Origin of the sequence: Bacillus sp. FSL L8-0358, from assembly GCF_038593095.1 — a bacterium.
Lineage (GTDB): Bacteria > Bacillota > Bacilli > Bacillales > Bacillaceae > Bacillus > Bacillus subtilis.
The window spans coordinates 55,722-76,328 of the sequence record NZ_CP151962.1; the positions used below are offsets into that span (position 1 = coordinate 55,722).

A 20,607-nucleotide genomic window follows, 5' to 3' on the forward strand; every position below is an offset into this window, starting at 1 on the left:
CTTCATGAAGTCTCCTTGAAATCAGAAGATATTTAGGATATATTTTTCTATGGATAAAAGGGATATTGGAGGCCAATAAATGGATAAGCGGTTTGCAGTTGTTTTAGCGGCTGGACAAGGAACGAGAATGAAATCGAAGCTTTATAAAGTCCTTCATCCAGTTTGCGGTAAGCCTATGGTAGAGCACGTCGTGGACGAAGCCTTAAAATTATCTTTATCGAAGCTTGTCACGATTGTCGGACATGGTGCGGAAGAAGTGAAAAAGCAGCTTGGTGATAAAAGCGAGTACGCGCTTCAAGCAGAACAGCTTGGCACTGCTCATGCTGTAAAACAGGCACAGCCATTTCTTGCTGACGAAAAAGGCGTCACGATTGTCATTTGCGGAGATACGCCGCTTTTGACAGCAGAGACGATGGAACAGATGCTGAAAGAACATACACAAAGAGAAGCGAAAGCTACGATTTTAACTGCGGTTGCAGAAGATCCAACCGGATACGGCCGCATTATTCGCAGCGAAAACGGAGCGGTTCAAAAAATCGTTGAGCATAAGGACGCCTCTGAAGAGGAACGTCTTGTAACTGAGATCAATACCGGTACGTATTGTTTTGACAATGAAGCGCTATTTCGGGCTATTGATCAGGTGTCTAATGATAATGCCCAAGGCGAGTATTATTTGCCGGATGTCATAGAGATTCTTAAAAATGAAGGCGAAACTGTTGCCGCTTACCAGACTGGTAATTTCCAAGAAACGCTCGGAGTTAATGATAGAGTTGCTCTTTCTCAGGCAGAACAATTTATGAAAGAGCGTATTAATAAACGGCATATGCAAAATGGCGTGACGTTGATTGACCCGATGAATACGTATATTTCTCCTGACGCTGTTATCGGAAGCGATACTGTGATTTACCCTGGAACTGTGATTAAAGGTGAGGTGCAAATCGGAGAAGATACGATTATTGGACCTCATACGGAGATTATGAATAGTGCCATTGGCAGCCGTACTGTGATTAAACAATCGGTAGTCAATCACAGTAAAGTGGGGAATGATGTAAACATAGGACCTTTTGCTCACATCAGACCTGATTCTGTCATCGGGAATGAAGTGAAGATCGGGAATTTTGTAGAAATTAAAAAGACTCAATTCGGAGACCGAAGCAAGGCATCTCATCTAAGCTATGTCGGCGATGCTGAGGTAGGCACTGATGTAAACCTGGGCTGCGGTTCAATTACTGTCAATTATGATGGAAAGAATAAGTATTTGACAAAAATTGAAGATGGCGCGTTTATCGGCTGCAATTCCAACTTGGTTGCCCCTGTCACAGTCGGAGAAGGCGCTTATGTGGCGGCAGGTTCAACTGTTACGGAAGATGTCCCTGGAAAAGCACTTGCTATTGCCAGAGCGAGACAAGTAAATAAAGACGATTATGTGAAAAATATTCATAAAAAATAATCCTAAATTCGGAGGTTTATCCATGTCTAATCAATACGGAGATAAGAATTTAAAGATTTTTTCTTTGAATTCGAATCCAGAGCTTGCAAAAGAAATCGCAGATATAGTTGGAGTTCAATTAGGGAAATGTTCTGTCACAAGATTTAGTGACGGGGAAGTCCAAATTAATATCGAAGAAAGTATTCGCGGATGTGATTGTTACATCATCCAGTCTACAAGTGACCCCGTTAACGAGCATATTATGGAACTGCTGATTATGGTAGATGCGTTAAAACGCGCTTCTGCAAAAACGATTAACATTGTTATTCCTTATTACGGTTATGCGCGTCAAGACAGAAAAGCAAGATCCCGTGAGCCAATCACAGCTAAACTTTTCGCTAACCTGCTTGAAACAGCCGGTGCGACTCGTGTGATTGCACTTGACCTGCATGCGCCGCAAATTCAAGGATTCTTTGATATACCGATTGACCACTTAATGGGTGTTCCGATTTTAGGAGAATATTTTGAAGGCAAAAATCTTGAAGATATCGTCATTGTTTCACCAGACCATGGCGGTGTGACACGTGCCCGCAAACTGGCTGACCGACTAAAAGCGCCGATTGCGATTATCGATAAACGCCGTCCGCGTCCAAACGTGGCGGAAGTCATGAATATTGTAGGTAACATCGAAGGGAAGACTGCTATCCTCATCGATGACATTATTGATACTGCAGGTACGATTACACTTGCTGCTAATGCGCTCGTTGAAAACGGAGCGAAAGAAGTATATGCATGCTGTACACACCCTGTACTATCAGGCCCTGCGGTTGAACGGATTAATAATTCAACAATTAAAGAGCTTGTTGTGACAAACAGCATCAAGCTTCCTGAAGAAAAGAAAATTGAACGCTTTAAGCAGCTTTCAGTCGGACCGCTTCTGGCCGAAGCGATTATTCGCGTTCATGAGCAGCAATCAGTCAGCTACCTTTTCAGCTAAACCGATTTTGAAAGGTTTAAACCTTTATCGTTTTGGGTATTGTTTGTAATAGGACAACTAAAACGACAATAGGATGGTGCTGAATATGGCAACTTTAACGGCAAAAGAAAGAACGGACTTTACTCGTTCGTCTCTTCGGAATATCCGTACTTCAGGACATGTTCCAGGTATCATATATGGGAAGGATACGGGCAACAAACCTGTGTCATTAGACAGTGTGGAGCTCATCAAAACGCTGAGGGACGAAGGCAAAAATGCAGTCATTACGCTTGAGGTCAGCGGAGAAAAACACTCAGTCATGGTAACAGACCTGCAGACGGATCCGCTGAAAAATGAAATCACTCATGCTGATTTTCAAGTAGTTAATATGAGTGAGGACATTGAAGTGGAAGTTCCGATTCATCTGACCGGAGAAGCCATTGGAGTGAAAAACGGAGGCGTACTGCAGCAGCCGTTATATGCACTTACTGTAAAGGCCAAGCCAAAAGCCATTCCGCAAACGATTGAGGCTGATATTTCAAGCCTCGATGTAAATGAAGTACTGACGATTGCGGATTTGCCTGCTGGCGGTGACTACTCCTTTAATCATGAATCAGATGAGGTTGTGGCTTCAATCCTTCCTCCGCAGCAGCAGGAAGCAGCTGAGGTCGATGAAGAGGAATCTGCCGATGCTCAGCCAGAAGGTGAAAACGAACAATAATAGCTTAAGGCGTAACCCTCCCGCGGTTACGTCTTTTGTGCTAGAATGAGAAGAATTATAGCCCGTTTATGAAGACGGGAGTTATGTGACTAAGGGAGGATTCGCCATGCTTGTGATTGCCGGTCTCGGAAACCCGGGGAAGAACTATGAAAATACACGGCATAATGTCGGATTTATGGTGATAGATCAGCTTGCAAAGGAATGGAATATAGAGCTGAATCAAAATAAATTTAACGGATTATACGGAACCGGATTTGTTTCCGGCAAAAAGGTTCTACTTGTAAAACCGCTTACATATATGAATTTATCAGGAGAATGTTTGCGGCCTTTAATGGACTACTATGATGTCGATAACGAAGATTTGACAGTCATTTACGACGACCTTGACCTTCCTACTGGCAAGATCCGTTTAAGAACGAAAGGAAGCGCCGGAGGGCACAATGGCATCAAATCACTGATCCAGCATCTTGGTACATCCGAGTTTGACCGTATCCGCATCGGAATCGGCCGGCCTGTAAACGGCATGAAGGTCGTTGATTATGTGTTAGGCTCCTTTACCAAGGAGGAGGCACCTGAGATCGAAGGAGCGGTTGATAAATCAGTGAAGGCTTGTGAGGCTTCTTTGAGTAAACCGTTTTTAGAAGTCATGAACGAATTTAACGCAAAGGTATAAAATGTAACAACAAAGTCCATACTACACCAAAATGACTTTTTCATCAGGAGGTCCCTTGTATGGCTTTGCATTATTATTGTCGTCATTGCGGAGTGAAAGTAGGCAGTCTCGAATCTTCAATGGTATCGACAGACTCACTTGGATTTCAGCACTTAACAAATGAGGAAAGAAACGATATGATTTCTTATAAAGAAAATGGAGATGTCCATGTTTTGACGATATGTGAAGACTGCCAAGAGGCGCTTGACCGAAATCCGCATTACCACGAAAATCACACATTTATTCAATAAAAAGCTTTGGTGTAGACACTAGACCAAAGCGTTTTTCTGTTCTCACAGGAAACAGAGAGGAGGGGCCATATGGACAACATTCAAACCTTTATAAAAGAAAGCGATGACTTTAAATCCATCATCAACGGTTTACACGAGGGCCTGAAGGAACAGCTGCTCGCGGGTCTGTCGGGTTCCGCGCGTTCTGTTTTTACTTCTGCTCTGGCTAATGAAACGAATAAGCCTATCTTTCTAATCACCCATAACTTATATCAAGCCCAGAAAGTAACAGATGATCTGACTTCACTTCTAGAGGATCGGTCTGTCCTTTTGTATCCCGTCAATGAACTCATTTCATCAGAAATCGCAGTTGCAAGCCCTGAATTGCGGGCGCAGCGATTAGATGTCATTAATAGACTAACGAATGGAGAAGCGCCAATTGTCGTTGCTCCGGTAGCTGCAATCAGAAGAATGCTGCCGCCTGTAGAGGTGTGGAAAAGCAGCCAGATGCTCATTCAAGTAGGCCATGATATCGAACCTGACCAGCTTGCCTCACGGCTGGTAGAGGTAGGGTATGAGCGGTCTGATATGGTTTCTGCGCCTGGGGAATTCAGTATTCGCGGGGGAATCATTGACATTTATCCGCTGACTTCAGAGAATCCGGTGAGAATTGAACTTTTTGACACCGAGGTGGATTCAATCCGCAGCTTTAATTCAGATGATCAGCGGTCAATTGAGACCCTTACCTCGATCAATATCGGTCCCGCGAAGGAATTAATTATCAGACCGGAAGAAAAAGCGCGGGCGATGGAGAAAATCGATAGTGGTCTTGCCGCGAGCCTGAAAAAATTAAAGGCTGACAAACAAAAAGAAATACTTCATGCGAATATTTCTCACGATAAAGAACGCTTGTCTGAAGGCCAGACAGATCAGGAGCTCGTGAAGTATCTCTCATATTTCTATGAAAAGCCTGCTAGTTTACTAGATTATACACCTGATAATACACTTCTGATTTTGGATGAAGTCAGTCGGATTCATGAGATGGAAGAACAGCTTCAAAAAGAAGAAGCGGAGTTTATCACAAATCTTCTTGAGGAAGGGAAGATTTTGCATGACATTCGTTTGTCATTCAGCTTCCAAAAAATAGTGGCTGAGCAAAAACGGCCTCTGCTGTACTACTCTTTATTTTTGCGGCATGTACACCATACGAGCCCGCAAAATATCGTCAATGTGTCAGGCCGGCAAATGCAGAGTTTCCATGGCCAAATGAACGTGCTTGCGGGCGAAATGGAGCGTTTTAAAAAATCAAATTTCACTGTTGTGTTCTTAGGAGCAAACAAGGAACGTACACAGAAATTGTCATCTGTTTTGGCTGATTATGATATCGAGGCCGCCGTGACAGACAGCAAAAAAGCGCTTGTTCAGGGACAGGTCTATATCATGGAAGGCGAGCTCCAATCGGGATTTGAGCTGCCGTTAATGAAGCTTGCCGTTATCACGGAAGAAGAACTGTTCAAAAACCGTGTAAAGAAGAAGCCGCGAAAACAGAAGCTTACCAATGCAGAGCGCATCAAAAGCTATTCTGAGCTTCAAATTGGAGATTATGTCGTTCATATTAATCACGGGATCGGAAAATACCTGGGGATTGAGACTCTTGAAATCAACGGCATTCATAAAGACTATTTAAATATACATTATCAGGGAAGTGACAAGCTTTACGTCCCTGTAGAACAAATTGATCAGGTCCAAAAATATGTCGGCTCCGAAGGAAAAGAGCCAAAGCTGTATAAATTAGGCGGAAGTGAATGGAAGCGGGTCAAGAAAAAAGTAGAGACATCCGTTCAGGATATTGCTGATGACTTAATTAAGCTGTATGCCGAAAGAGAAGCGAGCAAGGGCTATGCGTTTTCTCCTGACCATGAGATGCAGCGTGAATTCGAATCGGCTTTCCCTTATCAAGAGACTGAGGATCAGCTCCGTTCTATTCACGAAATCAAAAAAGACATGGAAAGAGAACGTCCGATGGACCGCTTGCTGTGCGGAGATGTGGGCTACGGTAAAACAGAGGTTGCCATACGTGCCGCGTTTAAGGCGATCGGTGACGGAAAGCAGGTAGCTCTGCTCGTTCCGACAACAATTTTGGCACAGCAGCACTATGAAACCATAAAAGAGCGCTTCCAGGACTATCCGATTAATATCGGCCTTCTCAGCAGGTTCAGAACGAGAAAAGAAGCAAACGAAACAATCAAAGGGCTGAAAAACGGAACGGTTGATATCGTCATCGGGACGCATCGGCTGCTATCAAAGGATGTCGTGTATAAAGATTTAGGGCTCCTCATCATTGATGAAGAGCAGCGTTTCGGTGTAACCCATAAAGAAAAGATCAAGCAAATAAAAGCCAATGTTGATGTATTAACGTTAACAGCAACGCCGATTCCGCGTACGCTGCATATGTCTATGCTTGGCGTAAGGGACCTTTCAGTCATCGAGACTCCGCCGGAAAATCGGTTCCCTGTACAGACGTATGTTGTGGAATACAACGGAGCTCTTGTCAGAGAGGCAATTGAACGTGAGCTTGCACGCGGGGGCCAAGTCTATTTCTTGTACAACCGGGTAGAGGACATTGAGCGGAAAGCGGATGAAATTTCAATGCTAGTCCCTGACGCGAAGGTAGCATATGCGCATGGGAAAATGACAGAAAATGAATTAGAAACCGTTATGCTAAGTTTCCTTGAAGGAGAATCAGACGTTCTCGTCAGCACAACCATTATCGAAACTGGCGTGGACATCCCGAACGTCAATACGTTGATCGTATTTGACGCCGACAAGATGGGACTTTCTCAGCTTTACCAGCTGCGGGGGCGTGTCGGTCGTTCTAACCGTGTGGCGTATGCGTACTTCACGTATCGCCGGGATAAAGTGCTGACAGAAGTGGCTGAAAAAAGGCTGCAGGCTATTAAAGAATTCACAGAGCTAGGTTCCGGTTTTAAAATCGCAATGCGTGACTTAACGATTCGCGGAGCCGGGAATCTTCTTGGTGCCCAGCAGCATGGCTTCATTGATTCGGTCGGATTTGACCTCTATTCACAAATGCTGAAGGAGGCCATTGAGGAGCGTAAAGGAGACACAGCGAAGACAGAGCAGTTTGAAACAGAAATTGATGTCGAGCTTGATGCGTATATTCCGGAAACTTATATTCAAGACGGCAAACAGAAAATTGATATGTATAAACGCTTCAGGTCTGTGGCGACAATCGAAGAGAAGAATGAGCTTCAAGATGAAATGATCGACCGCTTTGGAAACTATCCAAAAGAAGTCGAATACTTGTTTACTGTTGCAGAAATGAAGGTCTATGCGAGACAGGAACGTGTCGAACTGATTAAGCAGGATAAAGATGCTGTCAGATTGACGATTTCTGAAGAAGCAAGTGCTGAAATTGACGGACAGAAGCTGTTTGAGCTTGGCAATCAATATGGCAGACAAATCGGACTGGGAATGGAAGGGAAAAAACTCAAAATCTCCATACAGACGAAAGGCCGTAGTGCTGATGAATGGCTCGACACCGTGCTGGGCATGCTGAAGGGCTTAAAAGATGTGAAAAAGCAAACCATTTCATCAACGTAAATTTTGTTACTCTCTGGTGTATATTACATTTGATGTGACGGATACTAATTTCAAGCGAGGCGGAAGGTACATAAAGTAACTGCTTTAGGTCTTTCCCACATGTATATACCATCAAATGAAAGAGAGGCACCAGAGATGAAAGCAACCGGTATCGTACGTCGTATTGATGACTTAGGTCGGGTCGTGATTCCTAAAGAAATTCGAAGAACTCTGAGAATCAGGGAAGGCGATCCGCTTGAGATTTTTGTAGATCGTGACGGAGAAGTGATTTTGAAAAAGTACTCTCCGATCAGTGAGCTTGGAGACTTTGCAAAGGAGTATGCAGACGCGCTTTACGACAGCCTCGGCCATTCAGTGCTGATTTGTGATCGTGATGTATATATTGCCGTGTCCGGCAGCTCCAAAAAAGATTACTTAAACAAGTCAATCAGCGAAATGCTGGAAAGAACAATGGATCAGCGCAGCTCCGTGCTTGAGAGTGATGCGAAATCAGTACAGCTTGTGAATGGAATTGATGAGGACATGAATTCTTATACTGTCGGCCCAATTGTGGCGAACGGTGATCCGATAGGTGCTGTGGTAATCTTTTCAAAAGATCAGACAATGGGCGAAGTAGAGCATAAAGCCGTTGAAACAGCAGCTGGATTTTTGGCTCGTCAAATGGAACAGTAGGTCTTATTCCTTTCTTCGAAAATAGGTATGTAAAGAACAGCTCTCCTTGGGACGCTGTTCTTTTTCATGCGTGCCGAAAAAGGAATCCAAGGGTTGGGATGTGGTATAATAACCTCGTTTTTATTTGTGCCGCGGTAATACGTGAACCGTATTGCCCCTGACGTTGGGAAGGAGCTTTTGGATGGACAATTCAATAGGCGTTAAACGGCATTGGATTTGGCAGGGGGCTTTTGTTTTAATTCTGGCAGGCGTCATCACAAAAATTTTAAGTGCCGTTTACAGAGTCCCGTTTCAAAACATTGTCGGCGATGTTGGATTTTATATATATCAGCAGGTATATCCCTTTCTTGGTATTGCGGTCATGCTGTCCACATCAGGATTTCCAGTCATTATTTCAAAGCTGATGAATGATTATAGTGAAAAAAATCATCACACCATATTAAAAATATCAGCGTTATTTTTGTCTTTAATCGGTATTTTATTATTTCTTTGTTTATATTTGGGTGCTGTTCCTATTGCACTCTTTATGGGAGATTCGCATCTAGCCGTGTTAATTCAAGTGACCGCGTACGCGTTTCTGCTGTTCCCATTTGTTGCGTTGCTTAGAGGCGGTTTTCAGGGGCGGCACGAAATGCTCCCTTCAGCCTTATCACAGATGACAGAGCAGTTTCTGCGTGTTGCAGTGCTCTTGGGTTTATCATTTTGGCTCGTGAAAAAGGGAGCCTCGCTTTATACTGCGGGAGCGGCAGCCGCTTCAGGCTCTCTTGCCGGAAGTTTGGTTGCATTGGTGATACTGGGGTTTTTTTGGTTCAAAACGAAAAGAGACAACCAAACGGATAGGCAAAACGAAAATGTCATCACAACAAAAGAATTGACGAAAAAACTGCTTTTATATTCGGTTACAATCTGTGTAAGCAGTTTGCTGCTTTTGTTTATCCAGCTTGTTGATGCTTTGAATTTATATGCATTGCTTTCGGGCGGTGAGGCAAGCGAAGAAGCAAAACGCCTAAAGGGGATCTATGATAGGGGACAACCCTTGCTGCAGCTCGGTTCAATTTTCGCGGTGAGCATTGCGACGTCACTCGTTCCGTATATTTCTATGGCCGTAAAAAACAATGAGCTGAAGATCATGAAAGAAAAAATCACGTCATCTTTGAAACTATGCCTTGTGCTCGGTACGGGCGCAGCGGCTGGGTTGATTTGCATTCTAAAGCCGGTGAATATCATGCTGTTTCAAAATGAAGAAGGGACAGGTGCGTTACAAGTATTTAGCTGCTCCATTTTGTTTGCATCTATGGCGGTAACGGCAGCGGCAGTCTTACAGGGAGCGGGGTACACAGTTTTTCCTGCGATAGCGGTGGGAGCGGGTGTTGCAGTGAAATGGGTGTTAAACACACTTTTGGTTCCGCGCTATGGGATTGAAGGCGCATCGCTTGCGACAGCGGCTTCCTTTGCGGCTGTCGCCGGCCTTAACTTGTATCAGCTTCGGCAAAAGGAATGGCTCGATAAGCTTAGAGGCGTTTTGATTCCGATTATTGGATCTGCTCTTTTGATGTCAGCTGTCTTGCTTGCGTATATGCGTTTCTGGACTTTTTTGTTTCCTGCTACAGGAAGAGGAGCGGCTGTGATTGAGAGTCTTTCTGCTGTTGTCATTGGTGGCGCGGTGTTTATTTATTGTATGATGAGATTGGGAATATTTACAGATGAAGAGCTGAACAGTGTGCCATTCGGCAGCAAGTTAAGCAAATTCATGAGAAGGAGAGAACAAAATGGCGGGTAAAATTACTGTCGTCGGACTTGGTGCCGGAGACATGGACCAATTGACAATTGGTATACACAAGCTGCTGACGAAGGCAGATACGCTGTATGTCAGAACCAAGGATCATCCTTTAATTGAGGAGCTTGAAAAAGAAACGAAGAACATCCGTTTCTTTGATGATATATATGAGAAACATGATCAGTTCGAGGCGGTATATGAAGAAATTGCAGATATCCTCTTTGAAGCGGCGCGGCGTGAGGACGTGGTTTATGCTGTGCCGGGACACCCTTTTGTCGCAGAAAAAACAGTTCAGCTGCTGACGGAGCGGCAGGAAAAGGAAAATGTTCAAGTGAAAGTAGCGGGAGGACAAAGCTTTCTTGATGCCACATTTAATTCTTTGCAAATTGACCCGATTGAAGGTTTTCAATTTGTGGATGCCGGCACATTGTCCGCGGATGAGCTTGAGCTCAGACATCATCTGATCATATGTCAGGTTTACGACCAAATGACGGCTTCTGAAGTCAAGCTGACATTGATGGAGAAGCTGCCTGATGATTATGAGGTCGTCATTGTGACTGCAGCAGGCAGCCGTGGCGAGGAGATCAGGACAGTGCCATTATTTGAGCTGGACCGCAATGTCGCCTTGAACAACTTAACAAGTGTGTATATTCCGCCGATTAAAAAAGAGAAGCTGCTTTATCACGAATTCTCCACGTTCCGAAGCATCATCAGAGAGCTTCGCGGACCTAATGGATGTCCGTGGGATAAAAAGCAGACGCATCAGTCATTAAAGCAGTACATGATTGAAGAATGTTATGAGCTTCTCGAAGCTATTGACGAAGAAGACACAGACCATATGATCGAAGAGCTTGGCGACGTTTTGCTTCAGGTCTTGCTTCACGCGCAAATTGGTGAAGATGAAGGTTATTTCACAATTGATGATGTCATAAAAGGAATCAGTGAAAAAATGGTCCGAAGACATCCCCATGTGTTTAAAGATGTTAAGGTTCAGGATGAAAACGATGTTTTGGCCAATTGGGAAGATATAAAAAAGGCCGAAAAAAATACATCTGAATCATCGTTACTAGACAGTGTGCCGAAAACCCTTCCAGCTCTTTCGAAAGCTGCTAAATTGCAGAAAAAAGCAGCGAAGGTCGGTTTTGACTGGGAAGACGTCAGCGATATTTGGGAAAAGGTAAGTGAGGAAATGAAAGAATTTTCTTCTGAGGTTTCTGAAGCTCCTCACGAACACAATCTTAAAGCCGAGTTTGGCGACATTTTGTTCGCGCTGGTGAATGTAGCCCGCTTTTACAAAATAGAGCCGGAGGAAGCGCTGGCCATGACTAATGACAAATTCCGGAGACGGTTCTCGTACATTGAGGAAACAGCGAAGGAAAAGGGAGTCGAGCTGGCTGATATGTCCCTTGAGGACATGGACAAACTGTGGAATGAAGCAAAAGAAACTGAGAGGAGATCATAGATATGAGATTAGATAAATTTTTGAAAGTATCACGGCTGATCAAACGGCGTACACTAGCGAAGGAAGTAGCTGACCAAGGACGAATCTCTATTAACGGAAACCAAGCTAAAGCAAGCTCTGACGTAAAACCGGGAGATGAACTATCGGTCCGCTTCGGCCAAAAGCTTGTAACGGTTCAAGTTAATGAATTGAAAGACACGACGAAAAAAGAAGAAGCTGCAAACATGTACACGATTCTAAAAGAAGAAAAACTCGGCGAATAGGCTTGTTCTAAAAAAATCCCCCACCTCATACAATGCAGTAATAATGCTAAAAGTATCGAGGATATGGGGGCTGAATAGATGAATTCATATTATGATCAAAAAGGTTCTTCGTCTGTTCCGGAACAGCATGATGTGACAATGAAAGGCCGGAAGCATTTAGATATTTCTGGGGTTAAGCATGTGGAGAGTTTTGATAACGAAGAATTCCTGCTGGAAACGGTGATGGGAATGCTCTCCGTCAGAGGCCAAAACCTGCAGATGAAAAATCTTGATGTGGAAAAAGGGATTGTTTCGATTAAAGGCAGGGTATTTGATTTAGTGTACTTAGACGAACAACAAGGGGATAAAGCTAAAGGGTTTTTTAGCAAGTTGTTTAAATGACGCTGACGACACAATTCTATACAATGCTGGCGATGTCCGGTATGGGTCTCTGGCTTGGTGCTTCGCTTGATACATACCGGCTCTTTGTCATTCGTGCCAAAACAGCCAGATGGCTATTATTTATTCATGATATTCTTTTCTGGATTGTGCAAGGGCTGCTTTTCTTTTATGTCTTGCTTCATGTAAATGAGGGAGAATTCAGGATTTACATCTTTTTAGCGGTTCTGCTGGGCGTTGCGACGTATCAGAGCCTTTGCAAACGAATCTATATAAAAATACTGAAATTCATCATTTACCTTGGTGTTTCTGTTTATCAATTCTTCAAAAAACTCATTCAGCACGTGTTATTTCGTCCTATTGTGTGGACATGCGGAGCGATCATCTGGATGGCGGCACTTTTATTCAAGAAAACATACAGCCTGATTGGTTTTCTCCTGTTGTGTCTATATAAAATAGTCATGGTTCTGTGTTTTCCGATCCGTTTTATCGCGAAACAATGTTTGAAACTTCTTCCTGTGAAAATGCGTCTAACTTTTAGACGTTATTTTGAAAAAGGTGCAGGATTTCTCAAAAAGAAGAAGAAACTATTGATAACCATAAGAACGACCATTACACGGTTTTTGAAGAAATGAAAGGAGGACCGTCTGGTTTGAATTTTTCAAGGGAACGAACGATAACTGAAATACAAAACGACTATAAAGAACAAGTAGAACGGCAAAATCAGCTGAAGAAACGAAGACGCAAAGGGCTGTACAGACGGTTAACTGTATTCGGCGCCCTAGTATTCCTGACGGCAATTGTGCTGGCAAGCTCTGTATGGTCCCAAACATCTTCCCTTAGTGCAAAAGAAGAAAAGAAAGAACAGCTTGAAAAAGAACTGAAAAGTTTAAAGACAAAACAAACGGATTTAAAAGAAGAAATATCCAAATTGAAGGATGAGGATTACGTCACAGAGCTTGCCAGAAGGGACTTATTCATGTCTGGAGACGGAGAAATTATCTTCAATGTGGAGAAGAAGAGCAAGTAGCCTTGTTGACACTTAAATTTTTATTTAGGTATAATTAAGCAAACGATCTTTTTATAAGCCTAAGGAGGAGCACTTTTTTTATGTCGATTGAAGTTGGCAGCAAGTTGCAAGGGAAAATTACAGGTATTACAAATTTTGGAGCATTTGTTGAATTGCCTGGAGGCTCAACCGGTCTCGTTCACATTAGTGAGGTAGCTGATAATTATGTCAAAGACATTAACGACCACTTAAAAGTCGGCGACCAAGTTGAAGTGAAAGTCATCAACGTTGAAAAAGACGGGAAAATTGGTTTATCTATTAAAAAAGCTAAAGACCGTCCGCAAGCCAGACCTAGAAATGATTTCCGTCCGAAAGAATCTTTTGAACAGAAAATGAATAAGTTTTTAAAAGACAGCGAAGATCGCTTGTCATCTTTAAAACGCAATACGGAATCAAAACGTGGAGGGCGCGGAGCAAGAAGAGGATAACTTGCTGCTTTCTATAAAATAAATGAAGCATCCGTTCATCCCGACGGATGCTTTTTTATTATCCTCACCCTCTTTAAGAGTCAGAAAATTACAACATTAAAGTTTCTGTTGACGAAAGAGACAAACCTTTGTATTATATAACTTGTGCTTAGAAGCACAAAACAATATGGCGGTGTAGCTCAGCTGGCTAGAGCGTACGGTTCATACCCGTGAGGTCGGGGGTTCGATCCCCTCCGCCGCTACCATATTTGTTTGGCCCGTTGGTCAAGCGGTTAAGACACCGCCCTTTCACGGCGGTAACACGGGTTCGAATCCCGTACGGGTCATCCTAAAAAATCGGTTTCTCTTGCAGAAGCCGATTTTTTTCATTTTTAGACAACATTTCGGACATAAACGAATATCAAGGCAGAAACCGTCGAAGATTTCTTTGGTATTGTTACCTTCTTTTGACAAAATCCTATCTGTGCTTTCGCTATAATGACAGGCAACGAATATAACAGGTGGGAGATGAGAGGAATGGAAAAAGCAGAAAGAAGAGTGAACGGGCCAATGGCGGGACAAGCTTTGGAAAAACTCCAATCGTTTTTTAACAGGGGCACGAAGCTGGTGACTCATCATTTGCATTCACTGTTTTTCTATAAAGGATTCATTTATGTTGTCATCGGATTTTTGCTTGGACGTGCTTTCATATTATCCGAAGTGCTTCCTTTCGCACTTCCTTTCTTTGGAGCGATGCTTCTCATCAGAAGAGACAAAGCGTTTTATGCGGTTTTGGCTGTGCTTGCAGGTGCGCTGACCATATCTCCAAAGCACTCATTGCTCATACTGGCGGCATTGCTGGCATTCTTTGTATTTTCTAAAGTGGCTGCCTTCATTACCGACGATCGTGTAAAAGCACTCCCGATTGTCGTGTTCTTCTCCATGGCTGCAGCAAGAGCCGGGTTTGTTTATGCCCAAAATGGCGTATTTACAACCTATGATTATGTAATGGCTATCGTTGAGGCTGGACTTTCGTTTATCTTAACACTGATTTTTCTTCAGAGCCTTCCGATTTTTACTGTGAAAAAAGTGAAACAATCATTAAAAATAGAGGAAATTATCTGCTTTATGATTCTTATTGCTTCTGTTTTAACGGGGCTGGCCGGATTGTCCTACCAAGGAATGCAGGCAGAACATATATTGGCTCGTTATGTTGTATTGAGTTTTTCCTTTATTGGCGGAGCAAGCATTGGCTGTACGGTTGGTGTTGTGACCGGCCTGATTCTTGGCTTGGCGAATATCGGAAACCTCTATCAGATGAGTCTGCTTGCTTTTTCCGGTTTATTAGGCGGTTTGCTGAAGGAAGGAAAAAAAGCGGGTGCAGCAATCGGTCTGATCGTTGGATCACTTCTTATATCTTTATATGGTGAAGGCTCTGCCGGTCTGATGACAACGCTCTATGAGTCATTAATCGCAGTCGGCCTGTTTTTGCTCACACCTCAATCTATTACAAGGAAAGTTGCGAGATATATTCCGGGAACTGTCGAGCATCTTCAAGAGCAACAGCAATACGCTAGAAAAATCCGAGATGTCACTGCTCAGAAGGTAGACCAGTTCTCCAATGTATTTCACGCGCTGTCTGAAAGCTTTGCAACCTTTTACCAAGCATCAGACGAACAGACAGATGACAGCGAAGTTGATCTGTTCTTAAGCAAAATCACGGAGCATTCCTGTCAGACGTGCTACAAGAAAAACAGGTGCTGGGTACAGAACTTTGATAAAACATATGACTTAATGAAACAAGTTATGCTTGAAACAGAGGAAAAAGAATATGCATCAAACCGAAGGCTGAAAAAAGAGTTTCAACAGCATTGTTCTAAATCAAAGCAGGTTGAAGAGCTGATTGAGGATGAGCTCGCACATCATCATGCCCATTTGACACTCAAGAAAAAAGTCCAAGACAGCAGGCGTCTTGTTGCTGAACAGCTTTTAGGCGTTTCTGAAGTCATGGCCGACTTTTCTCGGGAAATAAAAAGAGAGCGAGAACAGCACTTTCTGCAGGAAGAGCAAATCATAGAGGCACTCCAACATTTCGGAATTGAGATTCAGCATGTCGAGATCTATAGCCTTGAACAAGGAAATATCGATATTGAAATGACCATTCCGTTCAGCGGACATGGAGAAAGTGAAAAAATCATTGCCCCTATGCTGTCTGACATTCTGGAAGAACAAATTCTTGTGAAAGCCGAACAGCACTCTCCGCATCCGAATGGATACAGCCATGTCGCCTTTGGATCAACAAAATCATACAGGGTGTCCACGGGAGCTGCTCACGCTGCGAAGGGCGGCGGCCTTGTCTCCGGCGACAGCTACAGCATGATGGAGCTTGGAGCCAGAAAATATGCTGCAGCAATCAGTGACGGAATGGGCAATGGCGCAAGAGCGCATTTTGAAAGCAATGAAACGATCAAGCTTCTTGAAAAAATCCTTGAATCGGGAATTGATGAAAAAATAGCAATTAAAACGATCAATAGCATACTGTCTCTAAGGACAACTGACGAAATATATTCCACGCTTGACCTGTCTATTATCGATCTTCAAGATGCCAGCTGTAAATTTTTGAAGGTTGGATCGACGCCCAGCTTTATCAAACGGGGTGACCAGGTCATGAAAGTTCAAGCGAGCAATCTGCCAATCGGTATTATTAATGAATTCGATGTGGAGGTTGTGAGTGAACAGCTGAAAGCGGGTGACCTCTTAATTATGATGAGTGATGGCATTTTTGAGGGGCCTAAGCATGTGGAAAATCACGACTTATGGATGAAGCGTAAAATGAAAGGGTTGAAAACAAATGACCCGCAGGAGATTGCCGATTTGCTTATGGAAGAAGTCATCCGCACAAGATCCGGCCAAATTGAGGACGATATGACTGTTGTTGTCGTCCGGATTGATCACAATACACCGAAGTGGGCATCCATTCCTGTTCCGGCAATCTTTCAAAACAAACAAGAAATTTCATAACGCTTCCGTATAAATCAAATTTCTTCTGGCGAAGATGGGAATATATGAATCTGAGAATCCTCGTATTCTCCAGGAGGAATGAATGTGAACAACGGACATTTAAATCAAATTTTGCTGATAACGGATGGCTGCTCAAACCATGGGGAAGACCCGCTTGCGATGGCTGCTTTTGCTAAAGAGCAGGGGATTACGGTAAATGTCATTGGTATAATGGAAGAAAATCAAATTGACCCTGAGGCAATGAAGGAAGTCGAAGGGATTGCGCTTGCCGGAGGAGGCGTGCACCAAGTCGTTTATGCATCTCAGCTTTCACAAACTGTTCAAATGGTAACAAAAAAAGCGATGACGCAAACCTTACAAGGTGTAGTCAATCAAGAACTGAAACAGATTCTCGGAAAGAATGTGGAAATGGAAGAGCTTTCTCCGGAAAAACGCGGCGAAGTCATGGAAGTGGTCGACGAGCTTGGAGAAACGGTGCATCTTCAGGTTTTGGTTCTTGTTGATACAAGTGCAAGTATGGCGCCAAAGCTTCCAACAGTAAAAGAGGCGCTGATTGATTTGTCTGTAAGCCTCAATTCCCGAATCGGGAATAACGAATTTGCGATGTGTATATTTCCCGGGAAAAAACAAGAGGTCGAACTTGTGCTGAACTGGACACCGAAGCTGCAATCTCTTTCCACACTCTTTGCAAAGCTTTCGACAGGCGGCATCACGCCGACAGGTCCGGCAATTCGTGAAGCGACACTGCAGTTTGAAAAAATACGCTCAAGAAGGGGCATGCTTGCAGATGATGAACGACGCTTTGACGAGTTTGGCATGTAGCCTCAAGCCGGGTACGACAATCAAAGGCAAGTGGAATGGAAACACTTATACATTGCGTAAACAGCTTGGTAAAGGGGCCAATGGAATTGTGTATTTGGCAGAAGCATCAGATGGACATGTTGCCTTAAAGGTGAGTGATGACAGCCTGTCTATTACTTCTGAAGTGAATGTCTTGAAATCTTTCTCAAAGGCCCAGTCCGTTACGATGGGGCCTTCTTTTTTTGATACGGATGATGCCTATATTCCCAGTGCCAATACGAAAGTTTCATTTTATGCAATGGAATACATAAAAGGGCCGCTGCTTTTGAAGTATGTCAGTGATAAAGGAGCAGAGTGGATACCGGTATTAATGATTCAGCTGTTATCCAGCTTATCGGTGCTTCACCAGCAAGGATGGATATTCGGCGATCTTAAACCTGATAATCTGATCGTAACTGGTCCGCCCGCAAGGATCCGCTGCATTGATGTGGGCGGCACGACAAAGGAAGGCCGGGCGATAAAAGAGTATACGGAGTTTTATGACAGAGGCTATTGGGGGTATGGAACAAGAAAGGCAGAGCCATCCTACGATCTGTTCGCAGTTGCCATGATTATGATCAACAGTGTGCATAAAAAAGAATTTAAGAAAACGAACCAGCCCAAAGAACAGCTTAGGTCTCTCATCGAAGGAAACCCGCTGCTTCAAAAGTATAAAAAAGTGCTTTTTTCAGCCTTGAACGGAGATTATCAATCCGCAGATGAAATGAAGAAGGATATGCTAGACGCGGGGCAAAAAGCAGCACAAAGAAAACAGCCTATAAAAGCATCACCGCAACCTGCCACACGACAAAGACAGCAAAAATCGCGCCAAGGAAAAATAACGAAGACGCGATATACCCCAAAACAGAAACCGGCTAAGTCGGGGGGGTTATTTGAAACAACGCTTATCGTGATCAGTGTTTTAGCGCTTTATTTCGCCTATATTGTCTTTTTCTTAATCTGAATGGTGCAAACTGCAGAGCCTATGCTTCTTCTTTGCTTGGAGGGGTTGAAAGTGTTAGGATATGAATATCTTTAAAATACCTGCTCATTGTGAGGAGGACATTGTGAAAAGTGTCAAAGATTTTTTAAACAAACACAATCTTACGTTAAAAGGGGCGACAATCATTGTAGGCGTTTCCGGCGGTCCGGACTCAATGGCTCTTCTTCACGCGTTGCATACATTATGCGGCCGTTCAGCGAATGTTATTGCAGCTCACGTTGATCATCGGTTCAGAGGTGCGGAATCCGAGGAGGACATGCGTTTCGTCCAAGCTTATTGTAAAGCTGAACAGCTCGTGTGCGAAACGGCTCAAATCAATGTAACCGCATATGCACAGGAAAAAGGACTCAATAAGCAGGCTGCAGCACGCGATTGCCGCTACCGGTTTTTTGAGGAAATCATGTCGAAGCACCAAGCGGACTATCTGGCGCTTGCACATCATGGTGATGACCAGGTTGAAACAATGCTTATGAAACTGGCTAAGGGTACGCTTGGAACGGGACTTGCGGGAATGCAGCCGGTTAGACGTTTTGGGACGGGGCGGATCATCAGGCCGTTCTTAACCATTACAAAGGAAGAGATCCTTCACTATTGCCGTGAAAATGGCTTGAGCTACCGGACGGATGAAAGCAACGCCAAAGATGACTACACAAGAAACAGATTCAGAAAAACAGTGCTCCCGTTTTTGAAGCAGGAATCTCCTGATGTGCATAAAAGGTTTCAGAAAGTGAGTGAAGCACTGACGGAAGATGAGCAATTCTTACAGTCATTAACGAAAGATGAAATGAATAAAGTAATCACAAGCCAGTCTAATACATCAGTTGAAATCAATTCCTCTCAATTGCTTGCCCTCCCGATGCCTTTACAAAGAAGAGGAGTTCAACTAATATTAAACTATCTTTATGAAAACGTTCCATCATCCTTTTCAGCCCATCACATTCAGCAGTTTCTCGATTGGGCGGAAAATGGCGGTCCTTCAGGAGTACTGGACTTTCCGAAAGGGCTGAAGGTGGTCAAATCATATCAGACATGTTTGTTTACATTTGAACAATGGCAGTGCAAAAATGTTCCCTTTGAATACCAAATTAGCGGAGCTGCTGATGAAACGGCAGTGCTCCCCAATGGATATCTGATAGAGGCAAAGCATTATGCGGACTCGCCTGAAGAACATGGGAATGCTGTTTTTATCACAAGTGAAAAAAAGGTGCGGTTTCCCTTAACAATCCGGACGAGAAAAGCTGGAGACCGGATCAAACTAAAAGGGATGAACGGCTCAAAAAAGGTAAAGGATATATTTATTGATAAGAAACTGCCTCTCCAAGAAAGAGACAACTGGCCGATTGTGACGGACGCAAGCGGTGAAATTATCTGGATACCTGGCTTGAAAAAATCAATTTTTGAAGATCTTGTGATTCCAAACAGCGACCGCATTGTATTACAATATAGACAGCATGAAAAGTGTAGGGGGCAAGCAAAATCATGATGAAACATGATATCGAGAAAGTACTGATCTCAGAGGAAGAGATACAAAAGAAAGTAAAAGAGTTAGGTGCAGAATTAACGAGCGAGTATCAAGATACATTTCCGTTGGCAATCGGTGTGTTAAAAGGAGCACTTCCTTTTATGGCGGATCTTATCAAGCATATTGATACATATTTGGAAATGGATTTCATGGATGTATCAAGCTACGGAAATTCTACGGTTTCTTCTGGAGAAGTAAAAATCATTAAAGATTTGGATACATCTGTAGAGGGCCGGGACATCTTAATTATTGAAGATATCATCGACAGTGGGTTAACCTTAAGTTATCTCGTAGAGCTCTTCCGATACCGTAAAGCAAAATCAATTAAGATTGTTACCCTTTTGGATAAACCGAGCGGAAGAAAAGCGGACATCAAAGCAGACTTTGTCGGTTTTGAAGTTCCTGACGCGTTTGTAGTGGGTTACGGACTTGATTATGCTGAGCGCTATCGCAATCTGCCTTATATCGGAGTGTTAAAACCGGCAGTTTATGAAAGCTGAT

The 20,607-nt window shown here is 43.4% G+C and carries 19 protein-coding genes and 2 tRNA genes; all 21 read left to right on the forward strand.

Annotated elements, in window-relative coordinates; translation table 11 throughout:
* The first annotated feature begins 79 nt into the window (after positions 1-79).
* The 21 genes from glmU (at position 80) to hpt (ending at position 20,606) form a co-directional block, all read left to right on the forward strand.
* The gene (gene glmU / locus NYE49_RS00310) at positions 80-1,450 is read left to right on the forward strand and encodes a bifunctional UDP-N-acetylglucosamine diphosphorylase/glucosamine-1-phosphate N-acetyltransferase GlmU (protein ID WP_015382564.1); all 1,371 of its coding nucleotides are present in this window, start codon (positions 80-82) and stop codon (positions 1,448-1,450) included.
* A 22-nt stretch (positions 1,451-1,472) separates the two neighbouring features.
* Positions 1,473-2,426 (forward strand): ribose-phosphate diphosphokinase, encoded by a 954-nt coding sequence (locus NYE49_RS00315; RefSeq protein WP_003218353.1) that lies wholly within the window; start codon positions 1,473-1,475, stop codon positions 2,424-2,426.
* Between the two features lie 85 nt (positions 2,427-2,511).
* Positions 2,512-3,126 (forward strand): 50S ribosomal protein L25/general stress protein Ctc, encoded by a 615-nt coding sequence (locus tag NYE49_RS00320; protein ID WP_003243443.1) that lies wholly within the window; start codon positions 2,512-2,514, stop codon positions 3,124-3,126.
* A gap of 106 nt (positions 3,127-3,232) precedes the next feature.
* The gene (pth, locus tag NYE49_RS00325; protein ID WP_015382565.1) at positions 3,233-3,799 is read left to right on the forward strand and encodes an aminoacyl-tRNA hydrolase; all 567 of its coding nucleotides are present in this window, start codon (positions 3,233-3,235) and stop codon (positions 3,797-3,799) included.
* Between the two features lie 59 nt (positions 3,800-3,858).
* Complete coding sequence (gene fin, locus NYE49_RS00330) at positions 3,859-4,089, forward strand: anti-sigma-F factor Fin (RefSeq protein WP_015482693.1); 231 nt, start codon at positions 3,859-3,861, stop codon at positions 4,087-4,089.
* 69 nt (positions 4,090-4,158) lie between these two features.
* Complete coding sequence (mfd, locus tag NYE49_RS00335; protein WP_014478601.1) at positions 4,159-7,692, forward strand: transcription-repair coupling factor; 3,534 nt, start codon at positions 4,159-4,161, stop codon at positions 7,690-7,692.
* Positions 7,693-7,827: 135 nt separating this feature from the next.
* Positions 7,828-8,364 (forward strand): stage V sporulation protein T, encoded by a 537-nt coding sequence (spoVT, locus tag NYE49_RS00340; protein WP_003218365.1) that lies wholly within the window; start codon positions 7,828-7,830, stop codon positions 8,362-8,364.
* A gap of 181 nt (positions 8,365-8,545) precedes the next feature.
* Complete coding sequence (locus NYE49_RS00345; protein ID WP_047181968.1) at positions 8,546-10,144, forward strand: polysaccharide biosynthesis protein; 1,599 nt, start codon at positions 8,546-8,548, stop codon at positions 10,142-10,144.
* The gene (mazG, locus tag NYE49_RS00350) at positions 10,134-11,603 is read left to right on the forward strand and encodes a nucleoside triphosphate pyrophosphohydrolase (RefSeq protein ID WP_015382568.1); all 1,470 of its coding nucleotides are present in this window, start codon (positions 10,134-10,136) and stop codon (positions 11,601-11,603) included. The genes NYE49_RS00345 and mazG overlap by 11 nt, the downstream gene beginning before the upstream one ends.
* A 2-nt stretch (positions 11,604-11,605) precedes the next feature.
* Positions 11,606-11,866, forward strand: coding sequence for an RNA-binding S4 domain-containing protein (locus NYE49_RS00355; protein WP_015382569.1), 261 nt, complete (start codon positions 11,606-11,608; stop codon positions 11,864-11,866).
* Between the two features lie 78 nt (positions 11,867-11,944).
* A complete protein-coding gene (gene yabP / locus NYE49_RS00360) occupies positions 11,945-12,247 on the forward strand; it encodes a sporulation protein YabP (RefSeq protein WP_003226714.1) in 303 nt (100 codons plus the stop codon).
* Complete coding sequence (gene yabQ / locus NYE49_RS00365; RefSeq protein WP_047181969.1) at positions 12,244-12,879, forward strand: spore cortex biosynthesis protein YabQ; 636 nt, start codon at positions 12,244-12,246, stop codon at positions 12,877-12,879. The genes yabP and yabQ overlap by 4 nt, the downstream gene beginning before the upstream one ends.
* A 17-nt stretch (positions 12,880-12,896) precedes the next feature.
* Positions 12,897-13,274, forward strand: a complete 378-nt coding sequence (gene divIC, locus NYE49_RS00370; protein ID WP_003243211.1) for a cell division protein DivIC — start codon at positions 12,897-12,899, stop codon at positions 13,272-13,274.
* A gap of 80 nt (positions 13,275-13,354) precedes the next feature.
* The gene (locus NYE49_RS00375) at positions 13,355-13,741 is read left to right on the forward strand and encodes a S1 domain-containing RNA-binding protein (protein WP_003218379.1); all 387 of its coding nucleotides are present in this window, start codon (positions 13,355-13,357) and stop codon (positions 13,739-13,741) included.
* A 168-nt stretch (positions 13,742-13,909) separates the two neighbouring features.
* A tRNA-Met gene (locus NYE49_RS00380) sits at positions 13,910-13,986 on the forward strand.
* Between the two features lie 9 nt (positions 13,987-13,995).
* Positions 13,996-14,067: transfer RNA gene (locus tag NYE49_RS00385), tRNA-Glu, on the forward strand.
* A gap of 190 nt (positions 14,068-14,257) precedes the next feature.
* A complete protein-coding gene (gene spoIIE, locus NYE49_RS00390; protein WP_047181970.1) occupies positions 14,258-16,741 on the forward strand; it encodes a stage II sporulation protein E in 2,484 nt (827 codons plus the stop codon).
* Between the two features lie 84 nt (positions 16,742-16,825).
* The gene (locus NYE49_RS00395) at positions 16,826-17,563 is read left to right on the forward strand and encodes a VWA domain-containing protein (protein ID WP_003243782.1); all 738 of its coding nucleotides are present in this window, start codon (positions 16,826-16,828) and stop codon (positions 17,561-17,563) included.
* Positions 17,529-18,545, forward strand: coding sequence for a serine/threonine protein kinase PrkT (gene prkT, locus NYE49_RS00400; protein ID WP_047181971.1), 1,017 nt, complete (start codon positions 17,529-17,531; stop codon positions 18,543-18,545). The genes NYE49_RS00395 and prkT overlap by 35 nt, the downstream gene beginning before the upstream one ends.
* Before the next feature lie 103 nt (positions 18,546-18,648).
* Positions 18,649-20,067, forward strand: coding sequence for a tRNA lysidine(34) synthetase TilS (gene tilS, locus NYE49_RS00405; protein ID WP_047181972.1), 1,419 nt, complete (start codon positions 18,649-18,651; stop codon positions 20,065-20,067).
* The gene (hpt, locus tag NYE49_RS00410; RefSeq protein ID WP_003226700.1) at positions 20,064-20,606 is read left to right on the forward strand and encodes a hypoxanthine phosphoribosyltransferase; all 543 of its coding nucleotides are present in this window, start codon (positions 20,064-20,066) and stop codon (positions 20,604-20,606) included. Before tilS ends, hpt begins: the two co-directional genes overlap by 4 nt.
* The last annotated feature ends 1 nt before the right edge of the window (position 20,607 follow it).